This is a genomic window from Streptomyces sp. NPDC001880, assembly GCF_053594575.1.
Window position 1 is genome coordinate 43,124 of sequence record NZ_JBSFET010000020.1, and the last position, 22,687, is coordinate 65,810.

17 protein-coding genes and 1 pseudogene are annotated in these 22,687 nt (G+C 70.0%); 15 read left to right on the plus strand and 3 right to left on the minus strand.

Annotated features, from left to right (window positions below; genetic code table 11):
• Nucleotide 1 precedes the first annotated feature (1 nt).
• The 6 genes and pseudogenes from ACWCQ6_RS14680 to ACWCQ6_RS14705 form a co-directional block, all read left to right on the plus strand.
• Nucleotides 2–946 carry a Zn-ribbon domain-containing OB-fold protein gene (locus tag ACWCQ6_RS14680; protein WP_451089046.1) on the plus strand — a complete coding sequence of 315 codons (945 nt, stop codon included), beginning with the start codon at nucleotides 2–4 and terminating at the stop codon, nucleotides 944–946.
• Nucleotides 947–1,999 (plus strand): thiolase domain-containing protein, encoded by a 1,053-nt coding sequence (locus ACWCQ6_RS14685; RefSeq protein ID WP_451089048.1) that lies wholly within the window; start codon nucleotides 947–949, stop codon nucleotides 1,997–1,999.
• Entirely contained in the window at nucleotides 1,992–3,158 is a 1,167-nt protein-coding gene (locus ACWCQ6_RS14690) for a thiolase domain-containing protein (RefSeq protein WP_451089050.1), read from the plus strand. The genes ACWCQ6_RS14685 and ACWCQ6_RS14690 overlap by 8 nt, the downstream gene beginning before the upstream one ends.
• 140 nt (nucleotides 3,159–3,298) lie before the next feature.
• Nucleotides 3,299–3,799, plus strand: a complete 501-nt coding sequence (locus tag ACWCQ6_RS14695) for a hypothetical protein (protein WP_018550733.1) — start codon at nucleotides 3,299–3,301, stop codon at nucleotides 3,797–3,799.
• A gap of 149 nt (nucleotides 3,800–3,948) precedes the next feature.
• Nucleotides 3,949–4,308 (plus strand): glycoside hydrolase N-terminal domain-containing protein, encoded by a 360-nt coding sequence (locus ACWCQ6_RS14700; protein ID WP_451089052.1) that lies wholly within the window; start codon nucleotides 3,949–3,951, stop codon nucleotides 4,306–4,308.
• Nucleotides 4,236–5,153: pseudogene (locus ACWCQ6_RS14705) on the plus strand (glycosyl hydrolase family 95 catalytic domain-containing protein); the annotation flags it as partial. The gene ACWCQ6_RS14700 and the pseudogene ACWCQ6_RS14705, both read left to right, overlap by 73 nt.
• Here the strand turns inward: ACWCQ6_RS14705 and ACWCQ6_RS14710 are convergent.
• Nucleotides 5,129–7,342 (minus strand): terpene synthase family protein, encoded by a 2,214-nt coding sequence (locus ACWCQ6_RS14710; RefSeq protein WP_451089054.1) that lies wholly within the window; start codon nucleotides 7,340–7,342, stop codon nucleotides 5,129–5,131. The pseudogene ACWCQ6_RS14705 and the gene ACWCQ6_RS14710 sit on opposite strands and share 25 nt — an antisense overlap.
• Before the next feature lie 386 nt (nucleotides 7,343–7,728).
• Between ACWCQ6_RS14710 and ACWCQ6_RS14715 the strand changes: the two genes are divergently transcribed.
• Nucleotides 7,729–9,060, plus strand: coding sequence for an N-acetylmuramoyl-L-alanine amidase (locus tag ACWCQ6_RS14715; RefSeq protein ID WP_451089056.1), 1,332 nt, complete (start codon nucleotides 7,729–7,731; stop codon nucleotides 9,058–9,060).
• Nucleotides 9,061–9,128: 68 nt separating this feature from the next.
• The gene (locus ACWCQ6_RS14720; protein WP_451089058.1) at nucleotides 9,129–9,398 is read left to right on the plus strand and encodes a hypothetical protein; all 270 of its coding nucleotides are present in this window, start codon (nucleotides 9,129–9,131) and stop codon (nucleotides 9,396–9,398) included.
• 70 nt (nucleotides 9,399–9,468) lie between these two features.
• Here ACWCQ6_RS14720 and ACWCQ6_RS14725 read toward each other — a convergent pair whose 3' ends face one another.
• Complete coding sequence (locus ACWCQ6_RS14725) at nucleotides 9,469–10,656, minus strand: ROK family protein (RefSeq protein WP_451089060.1); 1,188 nt, start codon at nucleotides 10,654–10,656, stop codon at nucleotides 9,469–9,471.
• Between the two features lie 165 nt (nucleotides 10,657–10,821).
• Here ACWCQ6_RS14725 and ACWCQ6_RS14730 point away from each other — a divergent pair, with 165 nt between their 5' ends.
• The 6 genes from ACWCQ6_RS14730 to ACWCQ6_RS14755 all read left to right on the plus strand — a co-directional run bounded on the left by ACWCQ6_RS14730 (nucleotide 10,822) and on the right by ACWCQ6_RS14755 (nucleotide 19,737).
• Entirely contained in the window at nucleotides 10,822–12,309 is a 1,488-nt protein-coding gene (locus tag ACWCQ6_RS14730; protein WP_451089062.1) for a sugar ABC transporter ATP-binding protein, read from the plus strand.
• Nucleotides 12,306–13,322, plus strand: a complete 1,017-nt coding sequence (locus ACWCQ6_RS14735) for an ABC transporter permease (protein ID WP_451089064.1) — start codon at nucleotides 12,306–12,308, stop codon at nucleotides 13,320–13,322. The genes ACWCQ6_RS14730 and ACWCQ6_RS14735 overlap by 4 nt, the downstream gene beginning before the upstream one ends.
• Nucleotides 13,319–14,326 (plus strand): ABC transporter permease, encoded by a 1,008-nt coding sequence (locus ACWCQ6_RS14740; RefSeq protein WP_451089066.1) that lies wholly within the window; start codon nucleotides 13,319–13,321, stop codon nucleotides 14,324–14,326. The genes ACWCQ6_RS14735 and ACWCQ6_RS14740 overlap by 4 nt, the downstream gene beginning before the upstream one ends.
• The gene (locus ACWCQ6_RS14745) at nucleotides 14,323–15,537 is read left to right on the plus strand and encodes a substrate-binding domain-containing protein (RefSeq protein WP_451089068.1); all 1,215 of its coding nucleotides are present in this window, start codon (nucleotides 14,323–14,325) and stop codon (nucleotides 15,535–15,537) included. The genes ACWCQ6_RS14740 and ACWCQ6_RS14745 overlap by 4 nt, the downstream gene beginning before the upstream one ends.
• Entirely contained in the window at nucleotides 15,534–16,406 is an 873-nt protein-coding gene (locus tag ACWCQ6_RS14750; RefSeq protein ID WP_451089070.1) for a sugar phosphate isomerase/epimerase family protein, read from the plus strand. The genes ACWCQ6_RS14745 and ACWCQ6_RS14750 overlap by 4 nt, the downstream gene beginning before the upstream one ends.
• A 235-nt stretch (nucleotides 16,407–16,641) precedes the next feature.
• Entirely contained in the window at nucleotides 16,642–19,737 is a 3,096-nt protein-coding gene (locus ACWCQ6_RS14755; RefSeq protein ID WP_451089072.1) for a ThuA domain-containing protein, read from the plus strand.
• 70 nt (nucleotides 19,738–19,807) lie between these two features.
• Here the strand turns inward: ACWCQ6_RS14755 and ACWCQ6_RS14760 are convergent, their stop codons facing one another.
• Nucleotides 19,808–20,944, minus strand: coding sequence for an aminoglycoside phosphotransferase family protein (locus tag ACWCQ6_RS14760; RefSeq protein WP_451089074.1), 1,137 nt, complete (start codon nucleotides 20,942–20,944; stop codon nucleotides 19,808–19,810).
• 231 nt (nucleotides 20,945–21,175) lie between these two features.
• Between ACWCQ6_RS14760 and ACWCQ6_RS14765 the strand changes: the two genes are divergently transcribed.
• Nucleotides 21,176–22,675, plus strand: a complete 1,500-nt coding sequence (locus ACWCQ6_RS14765) for a DNA-binding protein NsdB (RefSeq protein WP_451089076.1) — start codon at nucleotides 21,176–21,178, stop codon at nucleotides 22,673–22,675.
• The last annotated feature ends 12 nt before the right edge of the window (nucleotides 22,676–22,687 follow it).

Here is a 22,687-nt window from a genome sequence, read left to right on the forward strand (position 1 = left end):
CGTGCCCGAAGCCCTCAGCGCACCGCTGGTGGTCGAATTCCCCTTCACCCGCTCCCTCGGACCCGTCCAGAGCGCCTTCCTCACCGGCCTGCGCGAACGCACCGTCCTCGGCGTCCGCACCGCCGGGGGGAAGATCCTCGTCCCGCCGGTCGAGTACGACCCCGTGACCGCACAGGAGATCAGCGAACTGACCGAGGTCGCCGCCACCGGAACCGTCACCACCTGGGCCTGGAACCCCGTCCCGCGCCGCGGCCAGCCCCTGGAAACCCCCTTCGCCTGGGTCCTGGTCCGGCTCGACGGCGCCGACACCGCCCTGCTGCACGCCCTCGCCGCACCTGGCCCCGAAGCCGTACGCACCGGCATGCGGGTCCGGATCCGCTGGGCCGCCGAGCGCACCGGAGCGATCACCGACATCGCCTGCTTCGAGCCGTACGACGGCCAGGAGACCGGTCAACCCGCGACCCACGACGGCCGGTTCACCGACCCCGTCACCGGCATCGTCACCCCCACCAGGCTCGACTACCGGTACACCCCCGGCCGCGCCCAGAGCGCATACCTCGACGCGCTCTCCCGACGGCGCATCGTCGGCGAGCGCTGCCCCTCCTGCCGCAAGGTGTACGTACCGCCCCGCGGTGCCTGCCCCACCTGCGGGGTCGCCACCACCGAACAGGTCGAGGTCGGCCCGCGCGGCACCGTGACCACGTTCTGCATCGTCAACATCAAGGCGAAGAACCTGGACATCGAAGTCCCCTACGTCTACGCGCACATCGCGCTCGACGGCGCGGACCTCGCCCTGCACGCGCGGATCGGCGGCATCCCGTACGACCAGGTGCGCATGGGCCTGCGTGTCGAACCCGTCTGGACCGAGGGCGGACGGCACCCCGACCACTACCGGCCGACCGGCGAGCCCGACGCCGACTACGACGCGTACAAGGAGCTGCTCTAGATGCGAGACGTGGCGATCGTCGCCTTCGCGCAGACGGACCATCTGCGGCGGACGGACGAACTCTCCGAAGTCGAGATGCTGATGCCCGTCCTGCACCGGGTCCTCGACGCGACCGGGCTCAGGACCAGCGACATCGGCTTCACCTGCTCCGGTTCCAGCGACTACCTCGCGGGCCGCGCCTTTTCCTTCACCATGGCGCTCGACGGCGTCGGCGCGTACCCGCCGATCTCCGAGTCCCATGTGGAGATGGACGGAGCCTGGGCGCTGTACGAGGCCTGGGTGAAGATCCAGACCGGCCAGGCGGACACCGCGCTCGTCTACTCCTACGGCAAGTCCTCGCCCGGCGAGGTGCGCGACGTCCTCACCCGCCAGCTCGACCCGTACTACGCAGGCCCGCTCTGGCCGGACTCCGTCGCGCTCGCCGCTCTCCAGGCCCGGGCGCTGATCGACGCGGGCGACACGGACGAGGCCGCGCTCGCCGAGATCGCCCGCCGTAGCCGGGCCGCCGCGGCGGACAACCCGCACGCCCAGCTCAAGGGACCGGTCCCGGCCGGCGAGTACGTCGTGCAACCGCTGCGCACCGGCGACTGCCCGCCGATCGGTGACGGCGCGGCCGCCGTGATCCTTGCCGCCGGTGACACCGCACGGGCCCTGTGCCCCCGCCCCGCCTGGATCCGAGGCATCGACCACCGCGTCGAGGCCCACGGCCTCGGGGTGCGGGAGCTGACCGAATCACCGTCCACCCGGCTCGCCGCGACCCGCGCCGGGGTCTTCGAACGGCCGGTGGACACCGCCGAGTTGCACGCCCCGTTCACCTCCCAGGAGGTGGTGCTGCGCAAGGCGCTCGGACTCGACGACAGCGTGAACGTCAACCCGTCCGGCGGTGCGCTGGCCGCCAACCCCGTCATGGCCGCCGGGCTGATCCGCCTCGGCGAGGCCGCAGCCCGCATCCACCGCGGCGCGTCCGACCGGGCGCTCGCCCACGCCACCTCCGGGCCCTGCCTGCAGCAGAACCTGGTCGCCGTCCTCGAAGGGGAGAGCGCTCATGTCTGAGGAGCCCGTGGCCGTCGTCGGCATCGGCCAGACGAAACACGTGTCCGCGCGCCGGGACGTCTCCATCGCCGGACTCGTCCGCGAGGCCGCCGTCCGCGCACTGGAGGACGCGGCACTGACCTGGGCGGACATCGACGCCGTCGTCATCGGCAAGGCACCCGACTTCTTCGAGGGCCTGATGATGCCGGAGCTCTATCTCGCCGATGCCCTCGGCGCGGTCGGCAAACCGATGCTCCGGGTGCACACCGCGGGCTCGGTCGGCGGCTCCACCGCGCTGGTCGCCGCCAACCTGGTCTCCGCGCGGGTGCATCGCACCGTTCTCACGCTCGCCTTCGAGAAGCAGTCCGAGTCCAACGCCATGTGGGGGCTCTCACTGCCCATCCCGTTCCAGCAGCCGCTGCTGGCCGGAGCGGGCGGCTTCTTCGCCCCGCACGTGCGGGCGTACATGCGCCGCACCGGCGCGCCCGACACGGTCGGCTCCCTCGTCGCGTACAAGGACCGCCGCAACGCGCTCAAGAATCCGTACGCGCACATCCACGACCCCGACATCACCCTGGAGAAGGTCCGCTCGGCGCCGATGCTCTGGGACCCGATCCGCTACTCGGAAACCTGCCCGTCCTCCGACGGCGCCTGCGCGATGATCCTCACCGACCGTGCCGGAGCAGCCCGTTCGCCGCACCCGCCCGCCTGGGTGCACGGGGGCGCGATGCGCAGCGAGCCGACGCTCTTCGCCGGTAAGGACTTCGTCTCCCCGCGGGCGGGCCGAGACTGCGCAGCCGATGTGTACCGGCAGGCCGGTATCACCGATCCGCGACGCGAGATCGACGCCGTGGAGATGTACGTGCCGTTCTCCTGGTACGAGCCGATGTGGCTGGAGAATCTCGGCTTCGCCGACGAGGGAGAGGGATGGAAGCTCACCGAGTCCGGCGTCACCGGACTCGACGGCGATCTGCCCGTGAATCCCTCGGGCGGAGTGCTCTCCACCAACCCGATCGGCGCCTCCGGCATGATCCGCTTCGCCGAGGCCGCGTTGCAGGTCCGGGGCCGGGCGGGCGAGCACCAGGTGCCCGAGGCCCGGAAGGCGCTCGGCCACGCCTACGGAGGCGGGGCGCAGTTCTTCGCCATGTGGCTGGTCGGAGCCGAGCCTCCCACCCGATGACGCCGGGCCGTCCCGGACCTCCGCGGGCCCTGCCTGCGCCATGTCCGGGACCGCCCGGTCCGCCTCCCGGACACCCGGCGGCGCCCCGGCCTGCGCGGACCCGGCTCCGCAACGTGAGCCCGGACACGTAACATGGCTGCATGTCCTTCCTCCGCCGCCGTAGCGCCGCCACACCCGCCGGCCCCGACTTCGACGTCCTGGCCATGGACCCGGGGGACTGGCCCGGGAACCTGGGCGCCGGTCTGCTGCCCGCTCCCGACGGAAGCTGTCAGGGCGTCTTTCTGCGCTACGACCTGTTCGGCGGCCGCGGCCCCGCGATGATCATCGGCAATCTCCCGGAGGGCTCGCCCGCCCGCGAGACCGAGGAGGGACAGGTCCCGTTCGAGGTCGCCCAGCTGCTGCTCGCGCTGGAGAACGACGAGCCGGTCGAGGTCACCGGCACCGAGGACATGCCCGTGATGCAGGGCGACAACCTGTTGATCGTCCGCCGGGTCAAGCTCTCCGAGAGCCGGATTTCCTGTGTCCAGTTCGACCGCAGCGACGGCGTGCTCGTCACCATCGCCAGCTGGGACCGGCCGATCACCGACGATCTCTACACCCTGCTGAAGCCCCTGCCCGCCGAGCTGTTCCAGCAGGGCTGAAACGGTCCCCCTCGTCGGCCGTCCGTGCCTCCCGGGCGGCTGCGGGACCCCTGATTCGGCATCTGTCCAAGTGCTCGCGGCCTCCGTCCAAGAGGCCGCTTTGTCATGCTCCTTGTCGGGCCAGTCATCGGACCTCTACCGTCGATCGCATGACATCCGGGATCACGCGACGCACTACGGTGAAGACAGCGATCGGTGCAACCGGCCCTCTTGCGCTGGGAATTCCCGCCCTCTCCGGTGCAGCAGCGGCCGTCGGCACCTCCGATCAATCGGGGAGTGCCGCTGACGCGAAGAAGCGAGCGGAACCGACTCTTCGGTACGACGCGCCGGCCGTGGACTGGGAGCGCGAGTCGCTGCCCATGGGCGGCGGTGCCCTCGGCGCGAGTGTGTACGGGACGCTCGCCTCCGAACAGCTCACCTTCAACGAGAAGACGCCCAGCAGATGTACGAGCACTACCGGTTCGGCGGCTCCACCGACTACCTGCGCTCCACCGCCTACCCGGCGATGAAGGAGGCGGCCGAGTTCTGGCTGGCCAATCTGCGCACCGACCCGCGCGACGGACTGCTCGTCGTCACCCCCAGCTACTCTCCGGAGCACGGCGACTTCACCGCCGGTGCCTCGATGTCCCAGCAGATCGTGCACGACCTTTTCACCAACACCCTGGAGGCCGCCCGCACCCTCGGCGACGCACCCGCCTTCCGCAGCCGGCTGGAGAACGCCCTCGACCGGCTCGACCCCGGGCTGCGCATCGGTTCCTGGGGCCAGCTCCAGGAGTGGAAGTCCGACCGCGACGACCCGGCCGACGACCACCGCCATGTCTCGCACCTCTTCGCCCTGCACCCCGGGCGCCAGATCGAACCCGGCAGCGAGTGGGCCGAGGCGGCCAAGGTCTCCCTCGGTGCACGCGGCGACGGCGGCGCCGGCTGGTCCAAGGCATGGAAGATCAACTTCTGGGCGCGGCTGCGCGACGGCGACCACGCCCACCGGATGCTCGCCGAACAGCTGAAGAGCTCCACCCTGCCCAACCTCTGGGACACCCACCCGCCCTTCCAGGTCGACGGCAACTTCGGCGCCACCTCGGGCATCGCCGAAATGCTGCTGCAGAGCCAGCACGGTACCGTCGACATCCTCCCCGCCCTCCCGCCGGGCTGGCCGGACGGATCGGTGCGCGGACTGCGCGCCCGGGGAGGCTTCACCGTCGACATCGAATGGGCCGCCGGGCAGGCCCGCCGTGTGGTGATCACGGCGAGCCGCAGCCGCGAAGTGACCGTCCGCAGCTCGCTGTTCGCGAACGGCGAGAAAGTCTTCAAGGCACGTACAGGAGGCCGCTACACGCTGATCGCCGAGGACTGAGCGAACAGCGCGGTCACCCGCGCCGCCGAGACACCGAGCCCCGTGGGACCGCTGATGTGCCACGGGGCTCCGGTGCCGCGCAACAGGTCCTGCTCCCGGTAGCGCCGGCAGTCCCGGTGCCAGATCAGGATGCCCGCGATCCAGTGCTTGAGCTCCTGCACGTATCCGGCCAGGACCTCCCTCGCCTCCGCGTCCAGCCCGAAGTCGTCGTAGAGCACCGGGAGTTCCTGCTCGGCGACATGCAGGAACTGCCTCAGCCGCGACTTCATCAGGTCGTACACGATCGCCACCCCGGTCGGATAGTCCACCCCGAAGAAGTTCTGCACGACCAGGACGCCGTTGTGCACCTCGCCCTCGAACTCGATCTCCTTCTGGTACGAGAACAGGTCGTTGAGCAGACACGCGTAGTCCGCCGCCGCGTTCTCCAGGGAGCGCAGCGGCCCGCTGTGGTAGATCTCCGGCGGGACCTTCCTGCCATGACCCAGCCGGCACAGGCTCATCGTCAGATCGGAGCCGAAGGTCATGCGCCGCATCTCGACGTAGTCCACCGGGTCGGGGATGCGGTTCTGCACCTGGTTGGCCAGCTCCCACACCCAGCTCGCGGTCATGTCCTCGACCGCCTTGCGGAACGCGCTGCGCCCGCTCGCGTCCATCGGGGCCGAGGTCCGCGCCCAGAGATCGGCGAGCCCACGCTCCAGAGCGTTGACCGGTTCGGGCGTCCCGGACCCGTCCAGGGGCATGAACAGCGACAGCCGCTCATTGGCGAGCTTGGCGCCCGCCAGGTCGCGCGCCCGGCCGTGCACCACCGGGAACCAGTCGTCGCCGTACGTCCCCCAGGTCAGCCACTGCGAGGAGAGGTCCAGCTCCTGCGGTGTCGCGTCCGGGTGCAGGCCTGCCGCGCACAGCGGCAGATCGGTCGCGAGGAGCCGCTCCTCGTCCCAGATGTGCGAACCGGGCACCCCCGGCTGTGCCTCCAGAATGCCCATCCGGCGCGCCCAGTCGACGATCCGTACCCGCGCCCCGGCCAGATGCGGACTGAGCGTCGTGCCGAAGGGCAGCTCGAAGCCGGGCAGCAGCGACGCGCCGACCCGCTGGTGCGGCACATGGGTGTGGCTGCGCAGCCGGGCCGCCTCCGAGCGCGAGGTGAACCGGATCGAGGCCGCGGCCATGCCGAAGCCGGTCGTGGCCGCTTCGACCGCGCCGTCGTTCATGTAGCGGCTGGAGCGCATGTGCCACTCATGGCCGCCGGACTGCCAGTCCTGCAAGCCCTTGACGTACGCGAGAACCGCCGCGGTCCGAGCGGGATCGAGCCCCTTCTCCGCACAGAGCGGCCCGAGTTCGGTGAGCGCGGTGTTCTCGAACTGCTGGAGCCGGGACGTCAGCAGATCGTTCACCGCGTCGGCGGCCTCCTGCGTGGTGCAGCCGAGGAAGTGCTCCAGGACCAGCACACCGTTGCTGTTCTCGCCCTCGTCCTCGACCTCCCGCTGGTACGAGAAGAGGTCGTTGCGCAGATGCACACCGTCGGAGAAGGCGTCACGCAGCACCCGCAACGCGCGCTCGTCGGCCACCGCCTCGGGAACCTCGGCGTCCGCCGCGTACTCCACCAGACCCGCCGACCACGGGGCACCACCCACCTTGCGGCGCATCTCGATGTATTCGACCGGGTTGGCGATGCGCCCCTCGTTGATGTTGGAGAGCTCCCAGAGCGACTCGTTGAGCAGGTTCTCCGTGGCCACGGCGAACCTGACCCGCCAGGCGTCGGACATGCTCGGCACCGTACGCGTCCACAGATCGGCCAGCCCCGTCTCGACCGGGTTCGTCGGCTCCGGCATCGGGGCCCCGCGGTCCATCGGCATGAACGCGGGCAACCGGTCCAGATAGCGCTTGGCGCCCTCACGGTCGGGGTGGCGCTTGAAGAGCTCCAGGAAGTGGTCATCGAAGAAGAAGACCCACACGTACCAGTCGGTGACCAGCGAGAGTGCCTCGGCCGAGCAGTCGGGGTGGGTGTACGCACACAGCAGCGCGTAGTCGTGGGAGTCGATGTCCTTCTCCTCCCAGATGCCCGAACCCTCCACCATCCCCATGCTGCGTGCCCACCGCTTGGTGTGGACCCGGGCCTCCTCGACATGGGCGTTGAGCCGTGCCGGGTACGGAACGTAGAAGTCCGGCAGGGTGAAGGGCTGAGCCATGTGTGTCCGGCCTTTCCTGGACTGTCGTGCGGGCGTCGCACGGACGTGATCGTGTCGGCGCGAGCACTACCCTTCGGTCCTCCGGGGCACGCGCATCCGGGATTAGTCACATGAATGGCGCGCTCGTGAGGGGAAGTACCGGCACGGGCCGGATGGCCTCCGGCCCGCGCGCTCAACCCCGGCAACGAGCCGTCGTGGAAGATCGGTTGAATCCTTCCGCCGCAGGTCAGGCAACCCGTCAGTGGTCTGGTCCACTGGCTCGATCCGCGACCTCCACGGATCCCTTGACGTGCTGTCATCTCAGGTCGGAGAGTGTGCGCGCACAGCGGAAGAGTGAGATCGGATCACGCACGGCTCAAACACGCACGGCTCCAAGAAGGGTTGTCATGACGTCCAAGCAGAGGACCGGACTCGCACTCGCGTTGACAGGTGTCGGCGCACTGAGCATGGCGCTGCTCAGCCCCGCGGCACAGGCCGGCGCGGACGGGGTGCGACCGGAATGCCCGCGCAGCCTCGCATGCGACTGGGTACCGGCGGCCTACCAGCAGACGGGTGACCCGGCCGACAAGGAGACGTACGGGAACTACGACACCGCTGACCGGCCGCACACCAACAAGATCAGGTTCATTGTTCTGCACGACACCGAGGAAGACTTCGACACCACCCTGAAGATCTTCCAGAACCCGCTGAAGCAGACCTCCGCCCACTACGTGGTGCGCTCGTCCGACGGCCATGTCACCCAGATGGTCAAGGGCAAGGACGTCGCCTGGCAGGCGGGCAACTGGTACATCAACAGCCACTCCATCGGCATCGAGCAGGAGGGGGTCGCCGTCGAGGGCGCCAAGTGGTACACCCCCGAGATGTACCGCTCGACCGCCAAACTGGTGCGCTACCTCGCGGCCAAGTACGACATACCGCTCGACCGCCAGCACATCATCGGCCACGACGGAGTACCGCCCACCAGTGCTTCCGGCACCAGGAACATGCACTGGGACCCGGGCACCTACTGGGACTGGAACCGCTTCATGGCGCTGCTCGGCAAACCCACCGTGCCGAGTGCTTCCAAGAGCAGCGAACTGATCACCGTCAGCCCGGACTTCAAGAAGAACCAGCAGGCGTTCCGCGACTGCGAGAAGGGTGTCGACCTGCCGGTCCAGGGCTCCAGCGCCGTCCCGCTGCACACCGCGCCGTCCACCGACGCGCCCCTGTTCTCAGACCCCGGCCTGCACACCGACGGTTCGCCCGGCACCAACTGCGCCGCCGACTGGGGCAGCAAGATCAGCGCCACCCAGCAGGCCGTCGTCGCGGACCACGCCCCCGGCTGGACGGCGATCTGGTGGTACGGCCAGAAGGCCTGGTTCCAGACCCCGGCCCGCAGCCGCAACACCACGCCCACCTCCGGCTACGTCGTCAGGCCGAAGGCGGGTCGCACGGACGTGCCGGTGTACGGGGTCGCGTACCCGGAGAAGACCGAGTACCCCGCGGACTTCGCGGACAAGCGGGTGGGCGCGCCGCTCCAGTACACGATCAAGGCCGGCCAGTCCTACCCCGGCGGCGGCGAGGCGCCGACCGGCTTCTACTACGCGCCGACGATCGACGCCTCGTACCCGCTCGACCACGCGTACTTCCGTGGCAAGGAGAAGTACGTGACGGTGCAGATCGGCCACCGGATCGCCTTTGTGAAGGCGTCCGACGTGGACATCGTGCGCACGCGCTGAGACCTCGTCGCGACCGTCGCAGCGGCGGCGGAAATGCCTGTTGTCCGTACGGCCAGAAGGAGGCCTTCATGCACAAGCCGATCAGGACCGCCGCCACCGCGGCCGCGGGCCTTGCCATGGCGCTCGCACTCACCGGCGCCGGAGCCGTCGTCACCGTCGCGACGGCCTCGGCCGCCGCCGCGTCCGAGGCCGGGGCGCAGGGCTGGGACGTCTCCGGCTCGTTCGACACCCAGCAGGAGTGCGTGGCCGCCGGGGACGCGGGTGTCGCCGACGGGAGCTGGGCGCAGTACCGGTGCGTACTGTTCGAGGCCCGGTGGGACCTGATGACTCCCGCATAACCGCACCACCACGTGCCGTTGTGACCGGTGTCCCCGCGCGCACCGCCCGTGCGCGCGGGGACATTGGCGCTCAGCCCGCGACCAGCCGGTTCACCTGCTCGGGAGACAGGGCGTGCTCGATGGCGAGGATCCCCGCCCCCACCGCCGCCGCGTTCTCACCCGTACGGCTCGGCTCGATCCGCAGCAGCTGAGTGGCCAGCGGGTGCGAGCGCCGGTACACCGCCTCCCGCACCCCTGCGAGCAACTGGTCGTGAACGGCGGCCAGCGCACCGCCCATCACCACCGTGTCCGGGTTGAAGAAGTTCACCAGCCCGGCCAGGACCTCGCCGACCGCCCGCCCGGCCTCCCGGACCATCCGCACCGCGTCCCGGTTCCCGGACTGCACCAGTCGCACCACATCGCTGCCCGATGCGGCCTCCAGCCCCAGACCCACCAGCTTCGCCGCCAGTGACGCGCCACCCGCGACCGCCTCCAGGCAGCCCGAATTGCCGCACCGGCACGGATCGTCGAGATCGGCGACCCGGATGTGGCCGATGTCGCCCGCGCATCCCTGCGCCCCCCGGTGCAGCTTGCCGTCGGCGACGATCCCGCAGCCGATCCCCGTACCGACCTTGATGTACAGCAGATAGCGGCAGTCCGGGAACGCGCGCCGCTGCTCGCCCAGCGCCATCACGTTCACATCGTTGTCGACGAGTGCCCGCACCCCGAACCGGGAGGCGAAGAATTCCGGGATCGGGTACCGGTGCCAGCCCGGCATGATCGGCGGATCGACGGGACGGCCGGTGGAGAACTCCACCGGACCCGGCACCCCGACGCCGATGGACCGAAGCGTTCCCGGCTCCCGGCGCGTCTCCTCCAGCAGGGCGCGCACGGTGCGCTCCACGTGCCGCAGCACGGAGTCCGGGCCGTCCCCGATCGACAGCGGCTCCTCGTGCGTGGCGAGAGTGGTCCCGCCGATGTCCATCAGCGCCACCCGGCAGTGCGAGGCTCCCAGATCGACCCCGGCCACGGCGTGCTCACGGGTGCGCAGCGCCAGTCGTCGCGGCGGCCGGCCGCCGGTGGAGCCGCCGTCGGCGTCCTCGTCCACGAGACCGTACGCGATCAGGGTGTCCACGCGCTGGGAGACCGTCGAACGGGCCATTTTGGTGACCCGGGCGATATCGGCCCGGGTCGTCACCGCCCCGGAACCGATCAGTGCGAGCACCTCGCCCGGCGAGTGCGATGCGGCAGCGGGAGTGCGATCCGACGGCGAAGACATGGCAGTCACCCTAGGGACGACTTTCGCTGCTCACAAGGCATCCACTGTTCGTTCATCGGCATAAGTGGCAGCCAAGTCGACTCAAATCAAAGGTGCTTGAGACCTTGACACTCCCAATTCCTGTCACGAATCTGCTCTGCAGACCACTGAGCGAGGAGCAGTTCGATGCTGACGATGCAGGGTGTGTCCAAGAGCTTTCTCGGGGTGCGTGTGCTCGAAGGGGTGGGGCTCGACCTCGAAGCCGGAGAAGTGCATGCCCTGGTGGGGGAGAACGGTGCGGGAAAGTCGACCTTGATGAAGATCCTCGCGGGCGAGCACGTGCCCGACGCGGGAACCCTCACCATCGACGGCACCGTCCACTCCTTCAGCCACCCGGCCCAGGCCCAGGCCGCCGGGATCGGCATCATCCACCAGGAGTTCGCGCTCCTGGAGCACCGCACGGTCGCCGAGAACGTCTTCCTCGGCCGCGAACCGACCCGGTACGGACTCGTCGACCGGCGCACCATGGAGCGGCGCACCGCCGAACTCCTGGCCGAACTCGACGAGACCGGCATCACCCCGCGTACCCCGGTGCACGAACTCTCCGTCGCACGCCGGCAGACCGTGGAGATCGTCAAGGCCCTCGCATCCGACGTCCGTATCCTGGTGATGGACGAACCCACCGCCGCACTCGCCGACCACGAGGTCGAGCGGCTCTGCGCCCTGGTCCGCCGTCTCACCGCCCGCGGACTCGGCATCCTCTATGTCTCGCACCGGCTCCGCGAGGTCTTCGACCTCTCGCGACGCATCACCGTCCTCAAGGACGGCCGCCGCGTCACCACCTTCACCACCCGGGACACCGACGCCGACAGGGTCGTCCGCGCCATGGTCGGACGGGAACTCGGCGCCTACTACCCGCCCAGGGCCGGGCCGCAGGAGCCGGGCGAGGTACGGCTCACGGTATGCGGCGGCGGCAACTCCCGGATCCGCGGCATCGATCTGACCCTGCGGGCCGGCGAGGTCGTCGGCGTCGCCGGTCTCCAGGGCTCCGGCCGGACCTCCCTCGCCCGAGCCCTCTTCGGCGCCGATCCCTTCACCACGGGCACCATGACCGTCGGCGGGGAAGAACTGCGCCCGGCCCGCCCCCGGGAAGCCGTCCGGGCCGGGATCGCCCTGGTCACCGAGGACCGCAAGGGGGAGGGCCTCGCGCTGCACCAGTCGGTGACCGACAACGCGCTGCTCGTGACCCGCGCCGTCCCCACCCGCGGCAGGCCGGCCGCCGGTCGCGAGGCGACCGCCCTGCTGGAACGCGTACGCCTTCATGCCCACGGCGCCGATCAGCAGGTCCAGTACCTGTCCGGCGGCAATCAGCAGAAGGTCGTCATCGCCAAGTGGCTCGCCGCCCGCCCACGGGTGCTCCTCTTCGACGAGCCGACCCGGGGCGTCGATGTCGGCGCCAAGGCGGCCATCCACACCCTCGTGCGGGAACTGGCGCGCGAGGGCCTCGCCGTCCTGATCATCTCCTCCGAACTGCCCGAGCTGATCGGCATGAGCGACCGCATCCTCGTCATGTCCGAGGGCCGGCTCGCCGGTGAACTGCCCGCAGGTGCCACGGAAGAGGCCGTCATGCGCGTCGCCACCGGCGGCGACCGTGCACGGGAGGGAGCAGCATGACCGCACTGCGGCCCGACCTGGGCACCCGGCTCCGCACCGAAGCTCCGCGGACGGCCCGGCCACTTCCCACCGGCCCCGTGGCCGGGGTCTGGCTCGCCGCCCTCGTCGTCACCGTGCTCGGCTGGATCGTCGTCGCGGCCCGGGGCGGGGATTTCCTGACCGTGACCAACGTGGTCACGATCCTCCAGAACTGTGTCGCCCTCGGCCTCGTGGCCGTCGGTCAGTCCGTGGTCATCCTCGGCGGATCGCTCGACCTGTCGGTCGCCTACCTCATCAGTCTGGGCACCCTCGTCGCCGCGGAGACGATGGAGAGCGGCAGCGTGCTCGTCGCGGTCGTCGCAGTCCTCGCGCTCTGCGCCGCCGTCGGCCTGGCCAACGGGCTGATCGTCACCGGGCTCAAGGTCAACGCCTTCATCGCAACTCTCGGCACGGCATTCATCCTGCGCGGCTGGATCGAGGACAACTACACCGGCCCCGCCGGCAAGGTCCCCACTTCCTTCCAGCACCTCGGCTACGACCGGATCGGACCGGTCCCCGTCTCCCTCTTTCTCCTGCTCGCGGTCGCCGCCGTCCTCTGGCTGATCACCCGCCGCACCCGGATCGGCCACCACATGTACGCGACCGGCGGCGACGAGCACGCCGCCCGGCTCTCCGGCGTACGCACCCGGCGCACCGTCGTCACCGCACACCTCCTGTGCTCGCTCTGTGTCGGGGCCGCGGCACTCTTCCTCGCCGCACGGCTCGGCGCCGGTGCTCCCTGGGCGGGCACGGAGGCCCGATACGACCTGGAGTCCATCGCCGCCGTCGTCCTCGGCGGCACCGCGCTCGCCGGCGGGCGCGGAGGAGTGGCGGGCACTCTCGGTGGAGTCCTCGTCCTGGCCGTGCTCGACAACGTCTTCAACCAGTTGTCCGTGGACCCGTTCTTCAAGAACGTCGTCCGCGGCGTCGTCATCATCGCGGCCGTCGCCCTCTACACGCGGGGCCGCCGCACCCCGCAGGGGAGGACCGCATGACCACCGCCGCCCAGGCGCCCGCCGGCCGCCGTGTCCTGCGTGCCCTCACCACGGGCACACCCGTCTACCTCCTGCTCGCGGTGCTCCTGACCGCACTCGCCCTCACCGACCCGGGCTTCTACGAACCCGACCGCTTCCTCTCCTTCGTCAAGCGCGCCGCCCCCCTCGTGATCCTTGCGGCCGGCCAGTACCTGGTCATCGTCTGCGGCGAGTTCGACCTCTCCGTCGGAGCGATCGTCACCGCGGGTGTGGTCGTCGCCGCCGAACTGTACGGCTCTTTCCCGGCCGCGCCCTGGCCGCTGGTCACCGCGGTTCTGTTGCTCGCCGGAGCCCTCGCCGGTCTCGTCAGCGGACTGATCACCACCCTGCTGCGCGTGCCGTCGTTCATCACCACGCTCGGCATGATGCTGATCCTCGAAGGCGCCGTCTTCTTCTGGACCGGAGGCTCCCCGCACGGCGCGCTGCCCGCGGAGTTCCGCAGGCTGGGACGCGGCACCGCGTTCGGCTGGCTGCCATGGGCCGTGCTCGCCTGCGTCGTCGCGGGCCTCCTGGCCGTACGCCTGATGCGTTCCGACTTCGGCCGTACGCTCCTCGCCACCGGCGACAGCGAACGTGCGGCGGCCCTGGCCGGAGTCCGGGTCGCGCGTGCCCGGACCATCGCCTTCGTGCTCTCCGGCGGCGCGGCCGCGCTCGCGGCCGTACTCGTCGGAGGCTTCTCCGGAGTCTCGGCACAGGCGGGCCGGGGCTACGAGTTCGAGGCGATCACAGCCGTCGTCCTGGGTGGCGTGGTGCTCGGCGGCGGCCGGGGCTCCGTCGTCGCGGCGATGGCCGGGGCGTTCTCGCTCCAGGCACTGTTCACCCTGCTCAACCTCCAAGGCGTCTCCGGAGCCCTGGAATCGACCGTGCAAGGCGTCATCGTCATCGCCGCCGTAGCCCTCGGCGCAGCCGACTGGTCCCGGCTGCGCCGCCGCGGCCCCCAACCCCCGGGAGCGAAAACCTCATGAGTACGCGAAAGTTCGGACACGTCCTCGCGCCGGTCGCCGCACTGCTGGGCGCGGCGCTGCTGGCCGGCTGCACGAGCGACGCACCCCCCGACGCGCCCGCCGCCGGAGCGAGCGGCAGCACGGGCACCCCGGGCGCCGGCGAGCAGTCGAAGTTCTTCGACCGGGCCGAGTACGAGCGCCAGCTCGGCCTCGCCGAGATCACCCCACAGGGCCCCGCCGGGAGACCGTGGGAGCAGATGCTCAGCCCGGAGCTCGTCGACACCACCCAGTACCGGAAGAAGGGCGGCGGCGGAATCCATCTCTGCTTCTCCAACGCCGGAGTCTTCAACCCCTGGCGCCAGGTCGGCCTGAAGAACATGCGGGCCGAGGCCGCGCTCCACAAGGAGATCACCGAATTCACCGTGCTCGACGCGCAGGGCAAGGACGACAAGCAGATCTCCGACATCCAGGAACTCGCAGGCCAGGACTGCGATGCCCTGATCGTCTCCCCGAACACCACGGCCACCCTCACCCCGGCCGTCGAGCAGGCCTGCGGCACGGTGCCCGTGATCGTCTTCGACCGCGGCGTCGAGACCGACTGTGCCGTCACCTTCATCAACCCGATCGGCGGCTACGGATACGGGGCGGTCGCCGCCGACTTCCTCGTCGGGAAGGTGAAGCCCAAGGGGAGGATTCTTGCCCTGCGGATCTCGCCGGGCGTCGATGTGCTGGAGACCCGCTGGTCGGCGGCGAAGCTCGCGTTCGACAAGAGCGGACTCGACGTCGTGGACGTGAAGTTCACCGACGGCGACCCGGCGAAGACGAAGGCGATCGTCACCGACGCCCTCACCCGCAACGGCGACATCGACGGCGTCTGGATGGACTCCGGGGCGACCTCCGTCGCCGCAGTCGAGGCATTCGAGGACGCCGGTAAGGACGTACCGCCCATCACCGGCGAGGACCAGCAGGACTTCCTCCAGGTCTGGCAGGAGAAGAAGCTCACCGCCGTCGCCCCCTCGTACCCCACTTTCCAGTGGCGCACTCCGGTCGTCGCCGCGCTGAGGATCCTGAAGGGGGAAGAGGTCCCGAAGGAGTGGAAGCTCCCGCAGCCCACCATCACCCAGGACACCCTCGACCAGTACTACAAGCCGGGCATGCCGCCCCTGCACTACGCGATGTGCGGCTGCGAGAACCTGCCCGGATTCCCGGAGAAGTGGGGAGGCAAGAAGTGACCGTCGCCTTCCCGCTCGGTGCCAATCCGTGGATCTGGCACTCGCCGGTGACGTACGAAACACTGGGTGACGTCCTGCCCCGGCTGTCCGCATGGGGCTTCGACTGCGTAGAGATCCCGCTGGAGAACGAACGGGACTGGGCGCCCGCGTCCGTCGCCAAGCTCCTCGACGCCTCCGGTCTCGCCCCCGCCGCAGTGATCGCCGTCATGCCGCCCGGCCGTGACCTCGTCCGCACCGATCCGCGGACCGTCCGGGTCACCCAGGACTACCTGTTCCGCTGCGTCGACGCCGCCGGGGCTCTCGGCGCCCCCGCCGTCGCCGGACCCATGTACGCGGCGGTGGGCCGCACCTGGCGGATGGACCGTGCCGAACGCGCCGCCGCGTACGAGGAGTTGCGGGAGAACCTCGCCCCCGTCGTCGGCCACGCCCGCGCGGCGGGGGTGCGCCTGGCCGTGGAACCCCTCAACCGGTACGAGACGAGTCTGCTCAACACCGTCGACCAGACCCTCGAAGCGCTGACCGGCCTCCCCGGGGCCACCATCGGCCTCGCGCTCGACATCTACCACCAGAACATCGAGGAACGCTCGCTGCCCGACGCCGTGCACCGCGCGGCCGGCCGCATCGTCCACGTCCAGGTGTGTGCCAACGACCGGGGCACCCCCGGCGCCGACAGCCTCGACTGGCCCGGCTTCCTCACCGCGCTCACCACGAGCGGCTACTGGGGACCGCTCTGCATCGAGTCGTTCACCGCTCACAACGATGCCATCGCGGTCGCCGCCTCGGTGTGGCGGCCGCTCGCCGGCACCCAGGACAGCATCGCGACCGACGGCCTGGCCTTTCTGCGCCGAGCCCTGAGGGCTGTCCCGTAATCCCTGGCGGGCGCGCGACGACAGCCACGGCACCTCGTCGCGTTGTCGGAACGCCTGAATACATCCCGTGTTCGGGCGTCCCCCCGCTGTGCGATGTACCGCGTCCGACGCCGTACGCCGATCCACCAGGGATTACGGGACAGCCCTCGGCACCACTGCCAGACCCCGCCCGTCCGCAACCCGCAGAGAGGACCCGCTCGTGAGCCGTCATCGATTGTGCTGTCATGTTCGTGACATGCGGCGCATGCTCATCGCGCTGGTGGGCGCACTGCTCCTCGCGCTGACCGCACTGCCCGCATCAGCAGCCACCACCGGCAAGGCCCCAGCCTTCCGCGCCCTGCTCTTCACCCGAGCCGTCGGCTATGTACACGCCTCCATCCCGGCCGGCGTCCAGATGTTCAAGGAGGAGGCCGCCGCGGGCGGCTTCGAACTCGTCGAGACCGCCGATCCCGCTGTCTTCGACACAACGAAGCTCAAGGACTTCGACGTCGTCGTCATGCTGCAGAACTCCGGCATGATCTGGGACACCGACGCCCAGCGCGAGGCGATGCAGGCCTACGTACGCGGCGGTGGCGGCGTCGTCGCCATCCACAACACCCTCGACATGGGAATCGAGGACACCTTCCCCTGGTGGGACGAGGCCATCAACGGCGGCGTCCACATGCCCGCCCACTCACCCGGCGTCCTCCAGGGCACCGCCAAGGTCGCCGACCGAGTCCACCCCTCCACCTCGGGACTCCCCGAACGCTGGGAGCGCCCCGAGGAGTGGTACAACTTCGACCGGAACCCCCGCGGCGACGTCCACGTCCTGGTGACCGCCGACGAGACCACGTACAACCCCGGCGGCTCCGCCATGGGCGCCGACCACCCGATCTCCTGGTGCCGCAACACCGAGGGCGGCCGGGTCTGGGCGACCGCCATGGGCCACGACACCCCCTCGTACAGCGAAGCCGCCTTCCGCACCCATGTGATGGGCGGCGTCAGGTGGGCCGCGGGCAACAAGCCCGGTGACTGCGGCGGCACCGTCTGGAGCGGCTACGAGAAGGTCGCTCTCGACGACAACACCGCCGACCCGATGGAACTCGACGTAGCCAAGGACGGACGGGTCTTCTACGTCCAGCGCAGCGGCGAGATCAACATCTACGACCCGGCGGCCCACGCCACCACCACCGCCGGGAAACTCGACGTCTACACCGGCGGCGAGGACGGCCTGGTCGGCATGGAACTCGACCCGGACTTCATGAAGAACCACTGGATCTACCTCTACTACGCCCCCGCGGCCGCCACCGAGGACGTCAACCGGCTCTCCCGCTTCACGGTCAAGGGCAACACCCTCGACCGCGCGAGCGAGAAGAAGCTCCTCGACGTCCCGGCCTACCGCGACCGCACCTTCCCCGAGCCCGGACACACCGGAGGCGCCGTCGAGTTCGGCCCCGACCGCACCCTCTACCTCGGCGTCGGTGACGACACCCCGCCCAACCTCGACCCGAACTGGCAGGGATACGCCCCGCTCGACTGGCGCGAGGGCAAGCAGATGCTGGACGCCGCCCGCACCGCGGGCAGCACCAACGACCTGCGCGGCAAGATCCTCCGCATCAAGCCGAAGGACTCCGGCGGCTACACCATCCCCAAGGGCAACCTCTTCGCCCCGGGAACGGCCAAGACCCGCCCCGAGATCTACGCCATGGGCTTCCGCAACCCCTTCCGCTTCACCGTCGACCCGAAGACCGGCTACGTCCACGCCTCCGATTACGGCCCCGACCGCGGACTGCCCACCACCGACCGGGGGCCCGAAGGACTCGTCGAGTACAACGTCATCAAGAAGGCCGGCAACTTCGGCTGGCCGTTCTGCCACGGCAACAACCAGGCATACGCCCCGTACAACCCGGACACCAAGGAGGTCGGCCCCAAATTCGACTGCGCCAACCCGGTCAACCCCTCGCCCAACAACACCGGTCTGACCAAGCTGCCGCCGATCCAGCAGCCGGAGATCTGGTACGGCTACGGCGCGTCCCAGGAATTCCCCGAGGTCGGCAGCGGTGGCTCGGCCCCGATGAGCGGCCCCGTCTACCGCTACGACAGGAACAACCCGTCCACCACGAAGTTCCCCGCCTACTTCGAGGGCGCGAGCTTCTTCTACGAGTGGTCGCGCGACTTCGTCAAGGAAGTCCGCTTCGGCAAGGACCAGAAGCTCCTGAAGATCAATGACTTCCTCTCCACCCAGAGGTTCAACAAGCCCATGGACATGACGTTCGGGCCCGACGGCTCGCTCTACGTCCTCGAATGGGGCAGCTCCTTCGGTGGCGGCAACAACGACTCCGGGCTCTACCGCATCGACTACGCACAGGGCCAGCGCGCTCCGGTGGCCAAGGCCGCCGCCTCCGCCACCGATGGGCCCGTGCCCTTGAAGGTCGACTTCGCCAGCCAGGGCAGCAACGACCCGGACGGCGACACCCTCAGCTACGCCTGGGACTTCGACGGCGACGGCACCTACGACTCCACCGAGGCCGACCCCAGCCACACCTACACGGCCAAGGGCGACTTCGCCGCCCAGCTGAAGGTCACCGACTCCACCGGCAAATCCGGCTACGCCAACATCCCCGTCACGGCGGGCAACACGGCACCGAAGGTGACCATCGAATTCCCGGTCAGCGGCAAACTCATCGAGTTCGGCGACAAGATCCCGTACAAGGTCACGGTCACCGACCCCGAGGACGGCCCGGTCGACTGCTCCAAGGTCACCGTCAACCCGGCCCTGGGCCACGACGACCACGAGCACCCCACCACAGACATCCCTGGCTGCGAGGGCACCGTGGACACCGGTGACCTGGGCGGCCACCCCGAAGGCGCGGACCTCACCTACGTACTCAACGCCAAGTACACCGACAAGGGCGGCGACGGCGTCTCCGCGCTGACCGGCTACGGCCGCGCCGTGCTCCAGCCCAAGCACAAGCAGGCGGAGTACTACGACGCACAGTCCGGCACCCGGATCATCGCCCAGGAAGGAGCCGAGAACGGCAAACGGATCGGAGACGTCTCCGACGGCGACTGGGTCGCCTTCGACCCGATGAGCGTCGAAGGGATCGGCACGGTTGGCTACAAACTGTCCTCACCCTATGGAGTGGGCGCGATCGAACTGCGCGCCGACGCCCCCGACGGCCCGCTCCTCGCCACCACCCCGGTCCCCAATACGGGCGGCTGGGACAACTATCAGGCGACCCCGCCCGTGCCCGTCCAGGAATTGAAGGGAACCCACAAGCTCTACCTCGTCTTCACGTCCCCGCAGGACAACTCCTTCGACGTGGACGCGGTCGACTTCGTGAGTCCCTGACCGCAGATCGGCGCGCTGCGGGCCCAATGTGTCGGCGCCGGGCCCGCAGCGCGCACCCCCCCTGGCAGGGTCAGCGAGTGCCGACCGCGGCACGTACGGCCCTGCGGGCCATCGCGCAGTCGTCGTGCAGCCGGCGCAGCAGCAGCCGCTGCTCCTCGCTCGACGACAGCGCACCCGGGCGGTCCTGACCGGCGCCCGACGCCGAATCGCGCATGGCCCGCTGCACGGCCGTCTCGTACGTACGGATCTCGCGGGTCAGCACCAGCATCAGGTTCACCAGAAACGCATCCCTCGCCGCGGGCCCGGCGGCCTGCGCCAGCTGACTGATCTGACGCCGCGCCGCCGGTGCGTCGCCGAGCACCGTCCAGAGCGTCGCCAGGTCGTAGCCGGGCAGATACCAGCCTGCGTGCTCCCAGTCCACCAGCACCGGACCCGTGGGCGACAGCAGGATGTTGGAGAGCAGTGCGTCACCGTGACAGAACTGCCCCATGCCCTGCAGACCGCCCGCGTGCGCAAGACCGTGCAGCAGCTTCTGCAGGTCGCCCAGATCCCGGTCGGTGAAGAGCCCCAGCTCGTGGTAGCGGGCGATCCGCGAGGCGTAGTCGAGCGGAGCGTCGAAGAGCCCCGGCGCGGGCCGCCAGGCGTTGACCCGGCTGATCGCGCCCAGCGCGGCCCGTACATCGGCACGCGGCGGAGCCTCCGACGGATGCCGGGTCAACGCGGCCACCCGGCCGGGCGTCCGTTCGAGCACCAGTGTGCAGTTCTCCGGATCGGCCGCGATGAGTCGCGGTACGCGCACCGGCGGACGGTGCCGGACGAATGCACGATATGCAGCTATTTCGTGACGGAACCGCTCCGACCATGCGGGGGAGTGGTCCAGTAAACACTTGGCGACCGCGGTCGCGCGGCCGGTGGAGCCGACGAGCAGCACCGAACGGCCGCTGCGGCGCAGCACCTGAACCGGGTTGAACTCGGGGCAGATCCGGTGCACCGAGGCGATCGCCATTCTCAGCTGCGCGCCCTGCGCTCCCGACAGGTCCAGCCGGCCGCTGAGCGGGGGCCCGGCCGGACCGCCCATGGGCCGTCGCTGCCGGACCGCGCCGGGCACCGCTGCGGCGGCGTGCGGAGCGAGGTACGGCCCGCCGCCCGCCCCCAGGGGGCGGAGCGGCCGGGGCGGGGCGGTCACGGAGGACGATGCTGTGTACATGGACGAGACAGATCCCTTCGTGCGCCGACAAGTTGCGTACACCGCCCCGGCCGGCGGCCGTTCGGCACCCTGGGGAGTACCTAGGGCTGCCGGGCGGGGTGGCGCTTTCCTACCTGACACCGGTCGGCAGGTGGCAGACCACGTGGCGCACCCTGGCGAACCCTGGCGAATAGTCGCAAGGCATCTGACAGGGGGTTACTGTCAACACAGCCGAGAACCTGGGGGCTTGACGTGACCGGAGAACCCAACACCCGCCTGTCCGACCTGTTCGGCCTCGCCGGCTGGTCCAAGGGCGAACTCGCGAGAATGGTGAACAGGCAGGCGGCGGCCATGGGCCATCCGCAACTGGCCACCGACACCTCGCGGGTGAGGCGTTGGATCGACATGGGGGAGTCCCCCCGCGATCCTGTGCCCAAGGTGCTGGCTGCCCTGTTCACCGAGCGACTCGGTCGTGTCGTGACCATCGAGGACCTCGGGTTCGGCCGACGCGGGCGTGTGGGAAAGCGGCGAGAGGCCGGGACGCAGGACAATCCCGACGGACTGCCGTGGGCGCCCGAGCGGACGGCAGCGGTCCTCACCGAATTCACGGGAATGGACCTCATGCTCAACCGACGCGGCTTGGTGAGCGCGGGCGCCGCGCTCGCCGCAGGATCGACCATCACCGGCCCCATGCACGACTGGCTGCACTCCGACCCCGTACTGGCGGCCGACGTGCCACGGATCGACGATCCGCTGTACGCGGACCAGGCCGGTTTCGACCGGTACGAGGCCGCGCCCATCGGGTCGGACGAGATCGAGGCGCTCGAACGCTCCGTCGAGGTGTTCCGCGCCTGGGACGCCTCGCGGGGCGGCGGACTCCAGCGCAAGGCCGTGGTGGGCCAGCTCAACGAGGTGGGCGGCATGCTCGCCTACCGCCACCCCGACCATCTCCAGCGCCGGCTCTGGGGCGTCGCGGCCAACCTCGCGGTGCTCGCCGGATGGATGTCCCACGACATCGGCCTCGAACCGACCGCCCAGAAGTATTTCGTCATCGCTGCACACGCCGCGCGTGAGGGCGGCGACCGCCCCCGGGCGGGCGAGGCGCTCTCCAGGGCGGCCCGCCAGATGGTCCATCTCGGCCGTCCCGATGACGCCCTGGACCTGATGAAGCTCGCCAAGTCCGGCTCCGGGGACATGGTTCTGCCGCGCACCCAGGCGATGCTGCACACCATCGAGGCCTGGGCACAGGCGTCCATGGGCCGCGGCCAGGCGATGCGGCGCACGCTCGGGAAGGCCGAGGAGCTCTTCACCTCGGACAAGAGCGATGTACCACCTCCCAGTTGGATGCAGATGTTCGACGAGGCGGATCTGCACGGCATGCAGGCCCTGGCGTTCCGTACGCTCGCCGAACACGATCCATCGGTGGCGATCGTGGCTCAGCGCCACGCCAAGCGGGCGCTGGAGCTGCGGGCCAACGGACGCCAGCGGTCCAAGATCTTCGACTACATCTCGCTCGCCTCGGCATGCTTCATCGCCGACGACCCCGAGCAGGCCGACCGGTACGCGCGACTCGCCCTGGTGAGCATGGGAGAGACCTCCTCGCACCGCACCTGGGACCGGCTGCGCGAAATGTACCGGCTCACGGGTCAGTTCGCGGGCTACGCGAAGATCGAGGACCTGCGTGAGGAGATCAAGCTCTCCCTGCCGCAGAGCTCCATCATCAAGCAGCCCAGGCGGTCCACGCAGATCTGAGATGCGGGCGCC

Bases quoted from the DNA above. Each gene is read 5' to 3' on its own strand.
- ACWCQ6_RS14685 (WP_451089048.1), top strand. From the start codon at position 947: ATGCGAGACGTGGCGATCGTCGCCTTCGCGCAGACGGACCATCTGCGG.
- ACWCQ6_RS14690 (WP_451089050.1), top strand. From the start codon at position 1,992: ATGTCTGAGGAGCCCGTGGCCGTCGTCGGCATCGGCCAGACGAAACAC.
- ACWCQ6_RS14695 (WP_018550733.1), top strand. From the start codon at position 3,299: ATGTCCTTCCTCCGCCGCCGTAGCGCCGCCACACCCGCCGGCCCCGAC.
- ACWCQ6_RS14700 (WP_451089052.1), top strand. From the start codon at position 3,949: ATGACATCCGGGATCACGCGACGCACTACGGTGAAGACAGCGATCGGT.
- ACWCQ6_RS14710 (WP_451089054.1), bottom strand. From the start codon at position 7,342: ATGGCTCAGCCCTTCACCCTGCCGGACTTCTACGTTCCGTACCCGGCA.
- ACWCQ6_RS14715 (WP_451089056.1), top strand. From the start codon at position 7,729: ATGACGTCCAAGCAGAGGACCGGACTCGCACTCGCGTTGACAGGTGTC.
- ACWCQ6_RS14720 (WP_451089058.1), top strand. From the start codon at position 9,129: ATGCACAAGCCGATCAGGACCGCCGCCACCGCGGCCGCGGGCCTTGCC.
- ACWCQ6_RS14725 (WP_451089060.1), bottom strand. From the start codon at position 10,656: ATGTCTTCGCCGTCGGATCGCACTCCCGCTGCCGCATCGCACTCGCCG.
- ACWCQ6_RS14730 (WP_451089062.1), top strand. From the start codon at position 10,822: ATGCTGACGATGCAGGGTGTGTCCAAGAGCTTTCTCGGGGTGCGTGTG.
- ACWCQ6_RS14735 (WP_451089064.1), top strand. From the start codon at position 12,306: ATGACCGCACTGCGGCCCGACCTGGGCACCCGGCTCCGCACCGAAGCT.
- ACWCQ6_RS14740 (WP_451089066.1), top strand. From the start codon at position 13,319: ATGACCACCGCCGCCCAGGCGCCCGCCGGCCGCCGTGTCCTGCGTGCC.
- ACWCQ6_RS14745 (WP_451089068.1), top strand. From the start codon at position 14,323: ATGAGTACGCGAAAGTTCGGACACGTCCTCGCGCCGGTCGCCGCACTG.
- ACWCQ6_RS14755 (WP_451089072.1), top strand. From the start codon at position 16,642: ATGCGGCGCATGCTCATCGCGCTGGTGGGCGCACTGCTCCTCGCGCTG.
- ACWCQ6_RS14760 (WP_451089074.1), bottom strand. From the start codon at position 20,944: ATGTACACAGCATCGTCCTCCGTGACCGCCCCGCCCCGGCCGCTCCGC.